We start from the raw sequence: 15561 nt of genomic DNA, 5'->3' as shown, positions 1-15561 counted from the left end.
AGACGGCATACGAGATTTCTGCCTGTCTCGTGGGCTCGGAGATGTGTATAAGAGACAGGTTGGGAGGTCATCGGGGCTCCGTTTCGCAGGCGGCCGGCGATCGGGGCCGGCACGGGAATCTCCTGCCATGGGGTTCCATTTCTCCCCCGGTGCCCCGTTCGCCGCAACAGCAGGTGCCGTGGGTGTCGCCGAGCGTGCCCGCCGGGCGTCGGCCACCCTGGAACCCGAGCGGGCCGCAGCCCGGCCGGACCGGACACCCGGTCGGGCCGGACACCCGGTCGGGCCGGACACCCGGTCGGGCCGGACATGCGGCAGGGCCGGACATGCGGCAAGGCCGCAGCCCCGGCCGGGCCGAAGCGGCCCGGGGAACGTTCCGCCGAGCGTGTCCGCCGGAGCCCCGGTGGCGTCCCATCGAACGACCAGGAGGCGGCATGCAGCAGCCCACGACCCGCGCCGCGGGCCCGCCCGGTGCTGTCCGGGGCTGGCTGGACGCGCTCGCCGTCGTGCTGGCCGGGCTGGTCGCGATGGCGGCGGTGGCCGCGCTCGGCCTCTGGCTGGCCGGCGCGGACGCCCTACCGGACGGCGGCTTCCCCGCCGTCCTGGCCGCGACGCTCGCGCTCGCCGTCGGCGGGGCCGTCCGACTCGACGGCGGTGCGGGCGGCTTCGCCGCGCTGGACGCCGGGATCAGCGCGATGCCGCTGTCCGTCTCCGTGGCCGGCGCGGTCGCGATGGCCGAGGTGTTCCTTCGTCAGCTGCGCTTCCGCGCGGTGGCCGGCAGTGGTGAACTGCTCGGCCGGATCGCCCGGACGGCCGTGGTCTGGCTGCTCGCCCTCGTCCTGCTGACGGTCGTCGCCCGGCACAGTTTCGTCGTCCCACTGGGCGGCGACCTCGTGCAGTCGCTGGGCGGCGCACTCGGGCTCACCCCGGAGGTCGGCTTCCACGCGGACATCCCGAGCACGGTCGGCATCGGCTTCGCCTGGCTCCTGCTGGTGCTCGCGGGCGGCTTCGCGGTGTCCCGGCGCGCGCCGCTGCCGCGCGCCCTGGTGCGCTACCAACTCGCCGTCCGCCCGGCCGCGTTCGCGCTCTGGATGGTGCTGCTCGGGTACCTGGTGATCGGCGCGGTGGCGGGGGTGCTGACCGCGATCGTGCACGGCAACGCCCGGCAGACCCTGGCCGTCGTGCTGCTCGCGCTGCCCGACCTGGTCTGGCTGGCCTTCGGCGTCGGGCTCGGCGCCGAGTGGCACGGCCGGCTGGTCGGCGGCCTCGGCCTGCCCGTCCCCAAACCGCTCGCCGAGGCGCTGCGCGCACCGGACGGGCAGCAGGCGACGATCGACCTCGGCACCCTGGCCGAACACGACGCGCGCAGCTGGTGGCTGCTGCCGCTGGCCGCCGTGCTGCTGCTCGCGGCGGCCTTCCTCGCGGCGCGCCGCTCGCCCCGCACCGTCCGGCTCTGGCAGCACGCCGTGCGGTTCGCGCTCGCCACCGCCGTCACCGTGCTGCTGGTGGGCCTGTGGACCCGGACGGACGCCGACTACGGGCTCTCCGTGCTCGGCGTCGGCCTGGGCCGGGGCGGCCTCGGCGACCTGCTCGGTGCCGTCCTCGGCGGCTCCAACCCGCTGGCGGGCCTGGGCAGCGGCAGCCTCACCCTGCGCCCGTCGCTGTGGACGGCCGTCCCGCTCGCGGCGGGCTGGGGGCTGCTCACCGGTGCGCTCGGCGCGCTGCTCGCGACCCGGGTCCAGCACCGGGGAGAGGTCACCGGAGAGGTCACCGAGGAGGACCCTCGGCGGAGGTGAGCGGCCCGGGCGTCGCCCTCCTCGACGAATGTGATGGTCCGTCAGAAAGCCTCCGTCAGAAGGATCACCGCCGCCGGGACGGCCTGGCCGAGGGCGCCGCGCCACAGCTTGGGCTCCGAGACGAAGAGGGTGGTCCCGCCCGCGACCATGAACGCGGCGATGTAGAGGATCACCGGCCGGCCCGAGCTGCTGTTCCCGGTGTGCAGCAGGACGAGGCCCGCGACCAGGCCGAGGGCCAGGAACAGGTTGTAGAAGCCCACGTTGAAGCGCCACAGCCGGACCTCCGGGGCGTCCGCCGTGTTGCCGGTGAGCAGGTAGCGCACCCGGGGGTGTCCGTAGAGGAAGCTCTCCAACGGCCACACCACGAGGTGGATCGCGGCAGCGATCATGGCGAAGACCTGGCTCACGGCGTCCATGTCGGGCGGCTCCCTGCTGAGCGGCTCCCGTCTGGGGCGACGGGTGCGGACGGTGCGAACGGTGTGGAGGGGGCGAACGGGGCGGGTGACCAGGACGGCGGGTGGACGACCGGTGCGGCCCAGGCCGGCGGTTCCGGCACCGCCAGGGGGCCGCCCGGGGAGACCACCGGGACGACCTGGGTGGGCGGCCCCTCCCCGCTCCACCGTCCCTCGGCCCGGGCGTCCTCGGCGGCGGTCGCGGCGCGCAGCTCGGCGACGAACTGCAGGCAGCTCGCGTACCGCTCGTCGGGTGTCTTGGCGAGGGCCCGGGCGACCACCGCGCCCACGGCGTCCGGCAGGTCGGGCCGGTGCTCGCGCAGTGCGGGCGGCGGGTCGTTGAGGTGGGCCCAGAGCAGCGCGAGGTCGCTCTCCCGCTGGAACGGCGGGGTGCCGGCGAGCATCTCGAAGACCACGCAGCCGAGGCTGTACTGGTCGCAGCGCCCGTCCAGGGGCTTGCCGGAGATCTGCTCGGGCGCCGCGTAGTCGAGTGTCCCGACGATCTGGCCGACGCTGGTCAGCCCGCTGAGCGAGAGGGACTTCTTGGTCAGCCCGAAGTCCGCCAGGTACAGGTGCTCGGGGTGCTCGCTGTCCGTCCCGGCGGCGACCAGCACGTTGCCCGGTTTGACGTCCCGGTGGACCAGGTCGTGATCGTGCGCGGCGTCCAGCGCGGAGGCGATCTGCAGGGCCAGCCGGGTGGCCCGCGCGGCGGGCAGCGGGCCGCCGCGGTTGAGCAGGGCGCGCAGGTCGCCACCCTCGACGTAGCGCATGGCGATGAACAGGATGCCCTCGTGCTCGCCCGCCTCGAACACCGGGATGATGTGCGGGTGGTCGATGGCGGCGGCGGCCTCGGACTCGTGCATGAAGCGCTGCCGGAACACCTCGTTGCGGGCCAGTTCGGGGGCCAGCAGCTTGACGGCGACGGTCCGGCCGAGCCGCAGGTCCTTGGCCCGGTAGACCACGGCCATCCCGCCGCGCCCGATCTCGCTCTCCAGCCGGTATCCCGCGACCTTCCGCCCGACCAGGCCGGCGGGCAGGCTGGGCGCGGACGGCCGCTCGGCGGAGGTCACGGGTCGCTCGTCCGGGTGGGGGCGTACGGGTTGTGCGCCGGAGCCGGACCCGGACCAGGACCCGGAGCTGCTGCCGGTGTCGGCGAGGCGCCGGGCGCCGGAGTCGGTGCGGGCGCGGGGGTCCGGGCCGGCCGCGGCGCGGCGGACGGCGGCGGCCGGTCGGTGGCCGCGTACGTCTGGAGCTGGAGCCCGTCGCAGTAGCACCAGCGGTCGTGCACCGGGTCGAAGGCCCAGAGCTCCTCGCCGTCGACCACCAGGCCGATCCGCAGGCCGCGCGAGCGCTCCCGGAAGGTCTCCAGGTCGAGCGTGCCCGCCGCGAGGTCCTCCAGCAGGGTGCGGTAGCGGGCGAGCGCGCTCTCGGCCTCGGCGAGCGCCGGCCGCGGGTCCGCGGTCCGGGCGGGCGGGCCCCCGGCCGCGGGCGGCGGCTGCGGGAGGGCGACCAGCAGACGGCCGTCCACCCAGGTGGTCCAGCCGTTGGAGCACAGCACCTGGGCCCAGTCGCCCTGGCGGCCGAGCAGTTGCAGCGGGAGCAGCGCGTCCAGCCGGGCGGAGGGGCGTGCCGGGTCCGGGGCCGCCCAGGAGGCCATCCCGCCCGGCGGGGCGACGTGGGTGGGGCGCAACGCGAACTCGTCCATGGGCGGCTACATTTCCTCCGCCGCGCGACCCCCGCCGCGCGCGGCACGACTCGCACCACAGGTCGTCTCCCACTCTACCGGCGGCGGCCCGGGCCGACCCGGCGTCGCCGACCGAGCGCGATCGGTGGGCGGCCAGGGCGTGCGGGGCGGCATGGGCTACTTGCGCATGATCGAGGGCTCGTGCCGCCGCAGCAGCGCCAGGACCAGCATCCCGTACGCGGCCGACAGCAGCGGCAGCATGACCATGCAGAGCTCCCAGCCGGACCGCTCGTGCCGGAACATCGGGTCCGCGGTGATGTCGTTCGGGAAGAGCGTGTGCAGCTGCACCGTACGGGCCATCGCCGACATGCCCCAGCGGGACGGGATCAGCCAGGCGAACTGCTCCAGTCCGGGAACGCCGTGGAGTTTGAGCATCAGGCCGCTGAAGACGATCTGCACGACGGAGAGGAGCACCAGCAGCGGCATGGTGGCCTCCTCCTTGTCCACGAGCGCGGAGACCACCAGGCCGAGCATCATCGCCGAGAACGCGAGCAGGGCGACGGCGATGATCAGTTCGGGCAGTTGGGGCATCACGACGCCGGTCGGCACCGCCGCGGAGAGGTCCACCCCGGCCAGGCCGACCACGGTGAGCACCGTGGCCTGACTCACCGTGACGATGCCGAGGACCATCACCTTCGAGACCAGGTAGGCCGATCTGGACAGCCCGACCACGCGCTCCCGCTGGTAGATCGCGCGCTCCTTGACCAGCTCGCGCACCGAGTTGGCGGCGCCCGTCAGCAGCCCGCCGATGCAGAGGGTGAGCAGGCAGTTGACGGCGTTGACCGGGGTGAGGCGGGAGCCGGCCATCACCCGGCACATCAGGCCGATGACGAACGGCAGCACCACCATGATGGTGAGGAACAGCCGGTCGGCGGCCAGCACCGAGGCGTACCGGCGCACCAGGGTGCCCAGCTGGGCGAACCAGCCCTGCGGCTTCTCCCGTCCGATCGACGGTGCCCGGCCCGGTGCGCGCTGCGGCGCCTGCACGGGGACGGGCGCCGGTGGCATCGGCACCGAGGCCACGGCCTCGGCCGTCACGTACCGCCGGTACTGCGGCGAGGCGCGGAAGCGGCTCTGCCAGGCGGCGTGATCCTCGTTCTCGAAGGCCTCGAAGGCCTCCGGCCACTCCTGGTAGCCGAAGTAGTCGAGCGCCTCGCCGGGCGGCCCGTAGTATGCCGTCCGCCCGCCCGGGGCCAGCACCAGCAGCCGGTCGCAGACGTTCAGGCTCAGCACGCTGTGCGTCACCACGACCACCGTGCGGCCGTCGTCGGCCAGTCCGCGCAGCATGTGCATCACCGAACGCTCCATGCCCGGGTCCAGGCCGGAGGTCGGTTCGTCGAGGAAGAGCAGGGACGGCTTGGTGAGCAGCTCCAGGGCGACGCTGACCCGCTTGCGCTGGCCGCCGGAGAGGCTGGCGATCACCTGGTCGGCCCGGGCGTCCAGGCCCAGCTCGTGGATCACCTCGCGGACCCTGGCCTCCCGCTCCTGCGGGTCGGTGTCGCCGGGGAAGCGCAGCTCGGCGGCGTAGGACAGGGCACGGCGGACGGTGAGCTGGGTGTGCAGGATGTCGTCCTGCGGCACCAGGCCGATCCGGCGGCGCAGTTCGGCGTAGTCGCGGTAGAGGTCGCGCCCGTCGTACAGCACCGTGCCCTCGTCGGCGGGGCGCAGCCCGGTGAGCGCGTTGAGCAGGGTGGACTTGCCCGCGCCGCTCGGGCCGGCCACCGCGAGCAGCGCCTTCTCGGCGAGCGGGAAGCCGACGTCGTCCAGCAGCACCCGGTGGTCGGGGCCGACCCGGACCACCAGGTGCTGGACGTCCAGGGAGATCTCGCCGGTGTCGGTGTACTCGACCAGGTGGCCGTCGGAGAGGCAGAGCGCGGAGTGCCCGATGCCGACGATGTCGGCCGGGCCGACCGGGGCCCGCCGGACCGGGCGGCCGTTGAGGTAGGTGCCGTTGTGGCTGTCCAGGTCGACGATCTCGTGGCTGCCGTCGGGCAGTTCGCGCAGTTCGGCGTGGTGCCGGGAGACCACCAGATCGTCCAGGACCAGGTCGTTGTCGCGCGAGCGGCCGATCCGGACGGTGTGGCCGGGCAGTTGGAGGACGGCGCTGGGGCTGCGGAACGTGCCGGAGCTCTGCGGGGCGACCAGGGACGGGCGCTCCTGCGGGGCGGCGGCGGGCACGCCGGCGAAGGCCGCGGAGGGGCCGTCGGCCGGGTCGCCGAAGCGCAGCCGGGTGCCGGGGCCGACGTCCTCGCGGCTGACCCGGTGGCCCTGGTCGTAGGTGCCGTTGGTGCTGCCGACGTCCTCCAGCAGCCAGTGGCCTTCGGTGGCGCGCAGGACCGCGTGGTGCCAGGAGACCCGGGGGTCGTCCAGCACGATCTCGCTGGTCGGGTCGCGGCCGAGGTGGTAGGCCCGGGCCGGGTCGATCAGCTGCGAGTCGGTGTCGGTGACCAGGACGAGGGGTGGCGCGGGGGGTGCGCCGGGGCGCTGTCCCATGCTGCGCATTCTATCGTCGGCGGGCGCGAAGGGCCTTTCCGGAACGTGTGATTGGACTGGACCACTGCCCTGGGGTGGCACTATCGTTCGGCGTGCCCGCGCGTCGGACCCCGCCGCGCGCGCAGCGGAGCGTCACGGGGCGTGGCGGTTCGTCTCCGTGCGTGGCCGTGCGTGTGTCGTCGAGTGCTTCTGTCATCGAGTGCTTCGGACCGGAACCCATGAGCATCTGGCCCCAGTTGCACCGCTACCGGACGGCGGCCGACGAACCGCCCATGTCGTCGGCCGTCCTGCCCAAGGTGCTCTGAGGCGGTCCGGGCGATCGGTGGCTCTCCCCGGTTCCGGCCAGCTCCGGCTAGCTCGCCGAGGAATCCGGGAAGGACCGCTCGATCGCGGTCCAGAGCCGGGAGCGGGCCTGCAGCGAGGTGCGCACGGTCTCGGCGCAGGAGTCCCACTTGTCCTGGTCGTCGCCGCACAGGTCGATCAGCATCTGCATCGCCATCGGCGTGTGCTGCTCGCCGTCGACCTCGATGTGCCGGGCCAGGTAGTCCTTGAAGACGGTGAGCACGCCGTCCGGGTCGTCGATCGCGATCACCTGGGCGAACATCTCCGGGATCAGGTCCTCGCGGCCGAAGGCGAAGGCGGCCGCCCGGCAGTGCACCGGGGCGTTCTCCATGATGGACCAGGTGGTGCCGGTGAAGTCGACGGCGGCCTGCGGGACTTCAGCCGTCTTGAGGGCGTCCGGCACGGCGGTGCCGGCGCCCAGCAGGCCCAGGAACTCCTCCACCGGGCGGGGGTTCGCGCCGGCCTGGCGCATGCCCTCCAGGTACAGCTCGAAGTGGCTGGTGTAGCCCTCACCCAGCTCGTCGCTCTCCTCGACCAGCACGATCTCGTTGATCAGCCGGCGGCTCGCGGTCGGGCCGTTCGGCACCCACGGGACGTCGACGCAGGTCAGGTCGCGCTGCAGGCTCTTCAGCAGCGACATGAAGTCCCAGACGGCGAAGACGTGGCTGTTCAGGAAGGTGCGGACGCGCTCGATGCTGTCGAGCGCGCCGTACACGGAATGGCCGACGACCTCGCGGCGCAGCGGGTCGATGACCCGCTGGAGGCTGGTCAGTCCGGGGTGGGAGCGGTCCCAGTGGTAGCGGTTGGCGGACATACGGACTCCTTGTCACTCAGTGGCGCGTCGCTCAGTTGGTGCTTCGGTCGGTGGCGCTGCATTCGGTGGTGCTTCGTTCAGTGGTGCTTCATGACGCCGTACAGCGCGTGCCGCAGTTGTTCGCGGCCCGGCTGGACGGCCCGGTCGAGGGCCGGGGCGAAGGGCAGGACGGCGCCGTCGGGGCGGGTGATCCGGCGGGGCGGGGCGATCAGGCGCAGCTCCTCGGCGGCGGTGGCCAGCACCTCCGCGCCGAAGCCGCAGCTGCGGTTGGAGTCGTCGAACACGACGAGTCGGCCGGTGCGTTCCAGCGAGGCGGCGAGCGCGGCCCGGTCCAGGGGGTACAGCGTGCGCGGGTCGAGCACCTCGACGGAGACGTCCGCGGCGACCTCCTCCGCCACCGCGAGTGCGTCGTGCACCAGGTGGCCGACCGCGACGACGGTGACGTCGGTGCCCGGGCGGTGGATCCGGGCCCGGCCGAGCGGGACGGGCGCGAGGTCCCAGGTGACGGTCTCGCGCACCGGCAGGGCGGCGGCGGGCGCGAACACCACGACGGGGTCCGGATCCCGGATCGCCGAGCGCAGCAGCCCGTAGGCGTCCGTCGGGGTGGCGGGCACCACGGTCTTGATGCCGGCGTGCGCGAACAGGCTGTACGGGTGGTCGGAGTGCTGCCCCGCCCAGCCGTCCCGGGAGCCCGACCCAGGCACCAGGCAGGTCAGCGGCACGGCCGCCTGGCCACCGGTCATCAGCGAGAACTTGTGGGCCTGGTTGACGAGTTGCTCGAAGACCAGGAACAGCAGCGAGGGGATCTGGAACTCCAGCACGGGCCGCCGGCCGGCGAGCGCCGCACCGACCGCCATCGCGGTGAAGGCCTGTTCGGACAGCGGTGTGTCGACGATCCGCCCCGGGCCGAAGCGGTCCAGCAGGCCGAGCGTGGGCCCGGCCAGGCCGACGCCGATGTCCTCGCCGAAGACGCAGACCGCCGGATCGGCAGCGAGTTCGTCGGCCAGTGCCCGGTTGAGCGCCTTGGTGTAGGAGAGCCTGGTCACGGTGTCACTCCCGGCCGGGGGCGCAGCCCGTCGGCGTACAGGTGGTCCAACGCGCCCGCCGGGTCCGGGTGTTCGGAGGCGAGCGCGAACTCCTCGGCGGCGGCGAGCTGTTCGGCGACCGAGCGGTCCAGCCCGGCGGCCGTGGCGGGGTCGAGCAGGGCGGCGGCCCGGGGGAGCGGGTCGCGGTCGCGCCAGGCCTCGACCTCCGCGGGGGTGCGGTAGCGCAGTTTCATCCGGCGCTCCATGGTGTGGTGGCCCTCGTAGCGGTAGGTGCGGCACTCCAGGAAGCCGGGGCCGTCGCCGTCGCGGGCCCGCCGGACGGCGCGCAGGGCGGCGGCTCGGACGGCCTCGGTGTCCATGCCGTCCACCTCCTCGACGGGGATGCCGAAGGCGGCCGCCCGCCCGGTGGCGCTGCCCGCGACGGCGGTGGCGGCGGGCAGGGTGGTGGCGTAGCCGTTGTTCTCGCAGACGAACAGCACCGGAAGGCGCCACATCGCGGCGAGGTTGAGCGACTCCAGCAGGACGCCCTGGTTGAGCGCGCCGTCGCCGAAGAAAGCCACCGCGACCGGGAGGTGTCCGTGCGACCCCCGGTCGTCCTGCGCCAGTTGCGCCTGTTGCGCCTGTTGCGCCTGTTGCGCCAGTTGGGCCTGCTGGGCCAGTCGGGCCTGCTGCGCCGCCCAGGCGGCGCCGACCGCGATCGGGGCGCCCGCGCCGACGATGCCGTTGGCGCCGAGGATGCCCAGCGAGAGGTCGGCGGCGTGCATGGACCCGCCCCGGCCGGCGTTCAACCCGTCGACCCGGCCGAGGAGTTCGGCGAGCATCCGGTGCGGCGCGGCACCCCGGGCAAGCACGTGGCCGTGCCCGCGGTGGGTGCTGGTGAGCCGGTCGGCCGGGCCCAGGGCCGAGCAGACGCCGACCGCGACGGCCTCCTGCCCGATGTACGGGTGGATGCCGCCGGGGATCGCGCCGGACTTCACCAGGCCCAGCGCCAGCTCCTCGAAGCCGCGGATCAGCCGCAGCATCCGGTAGCGCTCGGCGGGGGTGCCGAGCGGGGCAGGGGTGCCCGGAGCAGCGGGAGAACCCGGTGCGGTCGACGGTTCCCGGGGAGCCGTCACGGCCGTTACAGCTGTCACGGCCGTCACGGCCGTCCCCGCCAGATCGCCGGGCAGAAGTCCGGGTCGGCGTAGTCCGGCCGTCCGTCGGCGGTGCGGCGCACCAGCACGTCGTGGTTGTACACCACCGGGCTGCCGTCGCCCCGGTCGTGCCGGCGGTACTCGTTGGCGCCGTCCTGCAGGTGCAGCGAGACGGCCCGGCGCGGGTAGGGGGCCAGGTTGGGGCCGCTGCCGTGGTAGGTGCGGCAGTGGTGGAAGGACACGTGGCCGCGCGGGATCAGCATCGGGACCTTGTGCACCTGCTGCCCGTTGTGGGCCGCGTTGGCGGCCAGGATGCCGTCCAGCTCGGAGCGGTCGCGGTCGGCGAAGTGCCGGGTGGAGTCCTCGCCGGAGGGCAGCTCCTGCCAGCGGTGGCTGCCGTCGACCATGGTGATGGTGCCGTTCTCCTCGCGGCAGTCGTGGAACGGGACGAAGGCGGTGAGCATCTCGGGCGAGGTGCAGGTCTGCCAGTAGTGCTTGTCGAAGTGCCACGGCACCTGGTTGCTGGGCTCGCCGGGGACCGGCGGCTTGTAGATCAGGGTGGCTTGGAAGACCCGGATCTCCGCCGTCCCGGCGAGCAGCGCGGCCACCGCGCCGAGCAGCGGCTTGCGCAGGATCGCGCCGATCGCGTCGCTCTCGTAGTGGACGTAGTCGTTGTGCCGCTGGACGGGCCCGTCCGAGGGCTGCCAGGAGGCCAACCTGGGCGGCCGGACGGGCAGTTCGCGGTCGCGGTGGCCCGCGTAGTACAGCTCGGTGGCGGCCTGGAGGGCGTCCAGTTCCTCGTCGCCGAACAGCCGGCGGGACAGGTACCAGCCGTGCTCGCGGTAGTGGGCCACCTCCTCGGCGGTGGGGAGCAGGGCGCGTTCGGCCTCGGTGAGCCGGAACTCGGTGGTCGCGGTCATCGTGTGGGCCTCCTTTGGGGGTGCGGGGTGGTCAGACGGAGGCGGCGGAGCTGTGCCGCCTGATGGCCTCGTACAGGGCCTTGATGTTCGCGGTGCCGAAGGTACCGGCGCCCTGACGCTCGATCAGTTCCAGGAAATAGGTGCGCCGGGGGTGTGTCGAGCGGGCGAAGATCTGGAACAGCTGGCCGCCGTGGTCCTGGTCGACCAGGACGTGCAGGTCGCGCAGGGTCTCCACCGGGATGGCCGTCTCGCCGAAACGCTCGGCCAGGACGTCGAAGTAGGCGCCCGGGGTGGTGAGGAACTCCACGCCGCGGGCCCGGACGGTCCGGACGGCGGTGGTGATGTCACGGGTGCTGAAGGCGAGGTGCTGCACGCCGGCGCCGCCGTGGGCGGAGAGGAAGTCGTCGATCTGGCCGGGGCGGCGGCCGGTGTCGGGCTCGATCAGGGTGAAGGTGACCGCGCCGGAGGGGCTCTGTACGACCTTGGAGTCCATGGCCTGCTCGCCGACCTCGATGTACTCCTCGAAGATCGTGTGGAAACCCAGCGCGGCCTCGCAGAACCGGACGGTTTCGGCGAGCCGGCCGGCCGGGAGGCAGATCGCGACGTGGTCGAGGGCGTCCAGCAGGCGGGGCTCCGGGGCGGGGTCGGCGGTGCGCAGCGGGACGAAGCGCAGCGCGGTGTCGCCGAAGCCGGCGACCAGGGCGCCGGCCCGGTCCAGCACCCGGGCGCCGTGCCGCTCGGCCCGTTCCAGCGCGGCCTGCGGGTCGGTGCAGCCGAGCGCGAGCACGGCGACGCCGTCCCCGTGGCGGGCGACGAACCCGGCCACCGGGTGCTCGGGGGCGGCGGCTGACGTCAGGTGCAGCCGGATCGTGCCCTGGCGCAGCTCGATGATGCGGGTGCCGCCCGGGCCGATCGCCGGGGCGTCGGCGGTGAAGCCGTAATCGGCGCAGAGTTCGGTCGCGGTCTTGTCCGCGTCCGCGCAATGGAACTCGACGTGGGTGATGGTCTGGATGGACAACGGGATCTCCCCCCGGAGGGATGGCAGGTCGGGCTGTTGGCGGTCGGGCTACGCGCGGTCGGGCTACCGCGCGGTCCGGGTGGAGGCCGGGCCGAGGATGAGGCTGAGGTTGTGGCCGCCGAAGGCGAAGGCGTTGCTCAGCGCGGCGCGCACCGGGGCGGTCCGGGCGGCGCCCCGGACGTGGTCCAGGTCGCAGGCCGGGTCGGGATCGGTCAGGTTGAGCGTGGGCGGCAGCGTCCCCCTCGCCACCGCCAGGGCGGTCACCGCCGCCTCCAACGCACCTGCGGCGCCGAGGAGATGGCCGGTGGCGCCCTTGGTCGAGCTGACCGCGGGCGGCTGTTCGCCGAAGACGGCGCGCAGCGCCGCGGTCTCGGCCGCGTCACCGAGCCTGGTGCCGGTGCCGTGGGCGTTCACGTAGTCGATGTCGCCCGGGGCCAGGCCCGCGTTGGCGAGTGCGGCGCGCATCGCGTCGGCGGCGCCGGTGCCGTCGGGGCGGGGCATGGTCGGGTGGTGGGCGTCGGTGGACGCGCCCCAGCCGAGGACGTCCGCGTAGCCGGCCGCGCCGCGGGCGTCGGCGTGCTCGGCGCGCTCCAGGATCAGGACGGCGCTGCCCTCGCCCAGCACGAAGCCGTTGCGGCGGGTGTCGAAGGGCCGGCCGGCCTGCCCGGGGTCGTCCCAACCCTGGGCCAGGGCCCGGGCGTTGGTGAAGGCGGCGGCGATGGTCGGGTGCAGCGAGGACTCGGTGCCGCCGCACACCACCACGTCCGCGTCGCCGGCCCGGATCAGCCGTAGCCCCTCGGCGATCGCCTGGGCGCCGGCCGCGCAGGCCGTCACCACGGCGGAGCTGTAGCCCCGGATGCCGTGCTTGATGGCGACCCGGGCGGCGGCCATGTTGGAGAGCATGCCCGGCAGCAGGTACGGGCTGACGCCAGGGCGGCCGCGCTCCAGCCGGCGGTGCGACTGCTGCTCGAAGGTCTCCAGCCCGCCGCCGCCCGTCGCCAGCACCACGGCGGTGCGGTGCGGGTCGGCGTCCCGGCCGACCACCAGGCCGGCGTCGGCGAGCGCGTCGTCGGCGGCGGCCAGGCCGAGCAGCACGAAGCGGTCCACGCAGCGGGCCTCGGTGGGCGGCAGCACCTCCCGGCCGTCCACGGCGGGCGCGATCCCGGCGGCGGGCAGCCAGCCGTGCGCGGCGTGCCCCTCGGGCACGGCCCGGACGCCGGACCGGCCGGCGGTCAGCGCCTCGAACACCTCGGCGGGCTTGCGGCCGAGCGGGGAGACCAGGCCGATTCCGGTGACGACGGCGCCGGTGCGAGCCGCGCCCCTCCCGACGGTCCGTTCGCTCACGCGTCCACCGCCGCGAGGTGGCGCTCGCGCAGCAGGACCTTGCGGACCTTGCCGGTCGGGCCGAGCGGGATGTCGTCCGGGGAGACCGCCAGTACCCGGCGCACCGTCGCGGCGGCGGCTTCGTCCAGGGCCGCGACGACGGCCTCGGTGCGGTCCGTGGCCTGGTCGGCGCCCTCGGCGAGGAGCAGCAGCACGTCGGTGACGACGCGCGCGCCGTCCCGGACGGCCACCACCGTGCAGTCCAGCACGTCCGGGCAGGCGGCCAGTACCCGCTCCTCCGACATCGCGGTGAACAGCCGCTTGCCGTCGTCGAGTTCGACGGAGTCCACGGCGCGGTCGACGTGGTAGTAGTAGCCCTCCTCGTCCCGGTACATCAGGTCCCCGGTGAGGAAGCGGCCGCGGATCCGGGTACGGAAGGTGGTGGCCGAGTCGTTCCAGTAGCCGAGGGCCAAGGTCGGGGAGGCGGTGGCGAGTTCGCCGACCTCGCCGGGGCCGAGCGGTTCGCCGTCCGGGCCGACCACCTCGCAGTCGACGAAGGCGTGCGGGCGCCCGACGCAGCGGCCGTAGCGTTCGGTGCCGGGCCCGTGGGTGATGAAGAAGTGGGAGTGGCCCATCTCGGTGGAGCCGAGGCCGTCCACGAACTGGGAGCCGGGCACGCGGGAGCGGCCCGTGCGGGTGACGGTCTCCCGGCTGCCGGTGGCGATCAGCCGGCGGATGTGCACCTCGTGGGCGCAGTCGCCGGTGTTCCACCAGAGGGCGACGGAGGTCAGGTCCCGGGCGGCGAGGTCGTGGCGGGCGAGGTCGGCCCAGGTGGCGGCGAAGCCGATCACCCCGGTGGGCCGCCACTGCTCGATCGCCGCGAGCGCGCCGTCGCCGGACTGCCCTGACAGGAGGGCAAGTTGGGTGTGCGAGCTGAGTGCGAGGTTGAGCGCGATCACCGTCGCGGCGTGCGGCGCGGGCAGGGCGCTGAGCATCCGGTCCTGGCCCTGCGGGCGGGGCAGCCGCAACCGGTGGCGGATCGCCGCGTACAGGCTGGCGTGCGAGTGGACGACGGCCTTGGGCATCCCGGTGGTGCCGGAGGAGTGGGTGATCGCGACCGGGTCGCCGGACCAGTGCCGGTACGGCGCCGGTGCGGCGTCCGGGTCGCCCGCGCCGAGCGTGGCGATCTCGGGCAGCAGCGGCGCGCCCGGGTCGTGGCCGGCCAGCGCGGTCAGGTGGGCCGGGTCGGCGAGGACACCGGCCGCGCCGAGCCGGGCGGTGTAGCGGGCGGCGCGCTCACCGTCCAGGTTGGGGTTGAGCAGCGCGGGGACGGCGCCGAGCCGGGCCAGCGCGAGGAAGGCGAGGACGTGGTCGGCGGCGTCGCTCGCGTAGACCACGACCGGGTCGCGCCGGGTGATGCCGAGCGCGTGCAGGGCGGCGGCGCGGGCCCGTACGGCGCGGTCGAGCTCGCGCAGCGTGAACGGCTGCCAGGCGGGGTGGTCGTCCACCGGGGTGTCGAAGGTGAGCAGCGGCTCGTCGACGTCCAGGCCGAGCGCGATCCGGGCGGTCAGGACGTTGCCGGCGCCGACGTCGGGGTCGTCCGCGAGCAGGGTGCGGAGACTGCGGATGGTCACGGGGGTGGATCCCTCCCTCGGGGCCGGTGGACGGCCCGGGCGGCTGATCAGGTGGCGGGGTCGGTCGGCCGCGCGGGCGGCGGGCGGCGGGCGGCGCGGCGGTAAGCAGGCGCCGGGTGGCGGGCGGCGGGTGGCGCGGCGGTGTCGGGCGGGCGGCGGTTGGTCTGCCGGGTGCGGCTGCGTCAGGCGCCGGGCCTCGGTGGTGGATACGGCCGGGGGTGATCGGCGGGTTCAGGGCTGGTTCAGGTCGGCTGCTTTCAGGTCGGCGGGTTCAGGTCGGCTGCTTTCAGGCCGGCGGTTCAGGTCGGCCGGTTCAGGTCGGCGGGGCCGAGAGCAGGACGGCGGCGGCCCGGTCCCCGTCCGGCGTCTGCTCGACGGCCACGACGAGGACCCGGTCGGCGTCCCCGTCGGCGAGCAGCAGCGCGGCGAGCTCGTACGCTTCCGCCGGTACGCGGCCGGGTTCGGCCTCCGCCGGGCAGATCGCCACGACCGGGCCGGTCAGGCCCCAGCGTGCCGAGATGTGCCCGAGGACGGCGTTGGGGTTGGACTGGAAGAACAGCAGCGGGCCCGTCCGGCGTCCGGGTTCGGTGCTCTGCTCGATCGCCCGCGCGGTGTCGAGGTCGCCGCTCGCGCTGGCCAGCAGCAGGGCGGTCCGTCCGGGGGCGGGCGGCTCGCCGTGGACGGCGCGCAGACAGCGCTCGGCGGTGTCGGCGACCAGCGGGTTGAAGCCGGAGGCGGCGAAGCCGGGCAGCGGTGGCGGCGGCCCGTCCAGGCCGGGCGCGGGGCGGCGGGCCTCGGCGAGGACGCGCAGGCCGTGGGGGTCGTCGGCAGGAGTGGTCATCGTGGTGG

The 15561-nt window shown here is 74.5% G+C and carries 13 protein-coding genes; 1 reads left to right on the top strand and 12 read right to left on the bottom strand.

What is annotated here, in order from left to right; genetic code table 11:
* Positions 1-431: 431 nt before the first annotated feature.
* A complete protein-coding gene (locus OP86_RS23530; RefSeq protein WP_033333066.1) occupies positions 432-1793 on the top strand; it encodes a streptophobe family protein in 1362 nt (453 codons plus the stop codon).
* 41 nt (positions 1794-1834) lie between these two features.
* Here the strand turns inward: OP86_RS23530 and OP86_RS23525 are convergent, their stop codons facing one another.
* The 12 genes from OP86_RS23525 to OP86_RS23470 all read right to left on the bottom strand — a co-directional run bounded on the left by OP86_RS23525 (position 1835) and on the right by OP86_RS23470 (position 15553).
* Complete coding sequence (locus OP86_RS23525) at positions 1835-2209, bottom strand: DUF1304 domain-containing protein (protein WP_030060487.1); 375 nt, start codon at positions 2207-2209, stop codon at positions 1835-1837.
* A complete protein-coding gene (locus tag OP86_RS23520) occupies positions 2197-3315 on the bottom strand; it encodes a serine/threonine-protein kinase (RefSeq protein ID WP_078653643.1) in 1119 nt (372 codons plus the stop codon). Before OP86_RS23520 ends, OP86_RS23525 begins: the two co-directional genes overlap by 13 nt.
* The gene (locus OP86_RS23515; protein ID WP_033333064.1) at positions 3312-3950 is read right to left on the bottom strand and encodes a hypothetical protein; all 639 of its coding nucleotides are present in this window, start codon (positions 3948-3950) and stop codon (positions 3312-3314) included. The genes OP86_RS23520 and OP86_RS23515 overlap by 4 nt, the downstream gene beginning before the upstream one ends.
* Before the next feature lie 156 nt (positions 3951-4106).
* A complete protein-coding gene (locus OP86_RS23510; RefSeq protein WP_030060484.1) occupies positions 4107-6482 on the bottom strand; it encodes an ABC transporter ATP-binding protein/permease in 2376 nt (791 codons plus the stop codon).
* Positions 6483-6834: 352 nt separating this feature from the next.
* The gene (locus OP86_RS23505) at positions 6835-7638 is read right to left on the bottom strand and encodes a DUF3050 domain-containing protein (protein ID WP_030060483.1); all 804 of its coding nucleotides are present in this window, start codon (positions 7636-7638) and stop codon (positions 6835-6837) included.
* 77 nt (positions 7639-7715) lie between these two features.
* A complete protein-coding gene (locus OP86_RS23500) occupies positions 7716-8684 on the bottom strand; it encodes an alpha-ketoacid dehydrogenase subunit beta (protein ID WP_033333062.1) in 969 nt (322 codons plus the stop codon).
* The gene (locus OP86_RS23495; RefSeq protein WP_030060482.1) at positions 8681-9706 is read right to left on the bottom strand and encodes a thiamine pyrophosphate-dependent dehydrogenase E1 component subunit alpha; all 1026 of its coding nucleotides are present in this window, start codon (positions 9704-9706) and stop codon (positions 8681-8683) included. The genes OP86_RS23500 and OP86_RS23495 overlap by 4 nt, the downstream gene beginning before the upstream one ends.
* Positions 9707-9822: 116 nt before the next feature.
* Positions 9823-10737: a phytanoyl-CoA dioxygenase family protein gene (locus OP86_RS23490; protein ID WP_030060481.1), complete on the bottom strand. Its 915-nt coding sequence runs from the start codon at positions 10735-10737 to the stop codon at positions 9823-9825.
* Positions 10738-10768: 31 nt separating this feature from the next.
* Positions 10769-11755, bottom strand: a complete 987-nt coding sequence (gene hppD / locus OP86_RS23485; RefSeq protein ID WP_033333060.1) for a 4-hydroxyphenylpyruvate dioxygenase — start codon at positions 11753-11755, stop codon at positions 10769-10771.
* 63 nt (positions 11756-11818) lie between these two features.
* Positions 11819-13099 (bottom strand): beta-ketoacyl-[acyl-carrier-protein] synthase family protein, encoded by a 1281-nt coding sequence (locus OP86_RS23480; protein WP_051830466.1) that lies wholly within the window; start codon positions 13097-13099, stop codon positions 11819-11821.
* Positions 13096-14712 (bottom strand): class I adenylate-forming enzyme family protein, encoded by a 1617-nt coding sequence (locus tag OP86_RS23475; protein ID WP_033333056.1) that lies wholly within the window; start codon positions 14710-14712, stop codon positions 13096-13098. Before OP86_RS23475 ends, OP86_RS23480 begins: the two co-directional genes overlap by 4 nt.
* Before the next feature lie 313 nt (positions 14713-15025).
* Positions 15026-15553, bottom strand: coding sequence for a beta-ketoacyl synthase N-terminal-like domain-containing protein (locus OP86_RS23470; protein WP_063832440.1), 528 nt, complete (start codon positions 15551-15553; stop codon positions 15026-15028).
* Positions 15554-15561: the final 8 nt, after the last annotated feature.

The sequence above is a fragment of the Streptomyces novaecaesareae genome (genome assembly GCF_000716875.1).
Classification (GTDB): domain Bacteria; phylum Actinomycetota; class Actinomycetes; order Streptomycetales; family Streptomycetaceae; genus Kitasatospora; species Kitasatospora novaecaesareae.
This window is presented reverse-complemented; position numbering and strand designations above follow the sequence as displayed.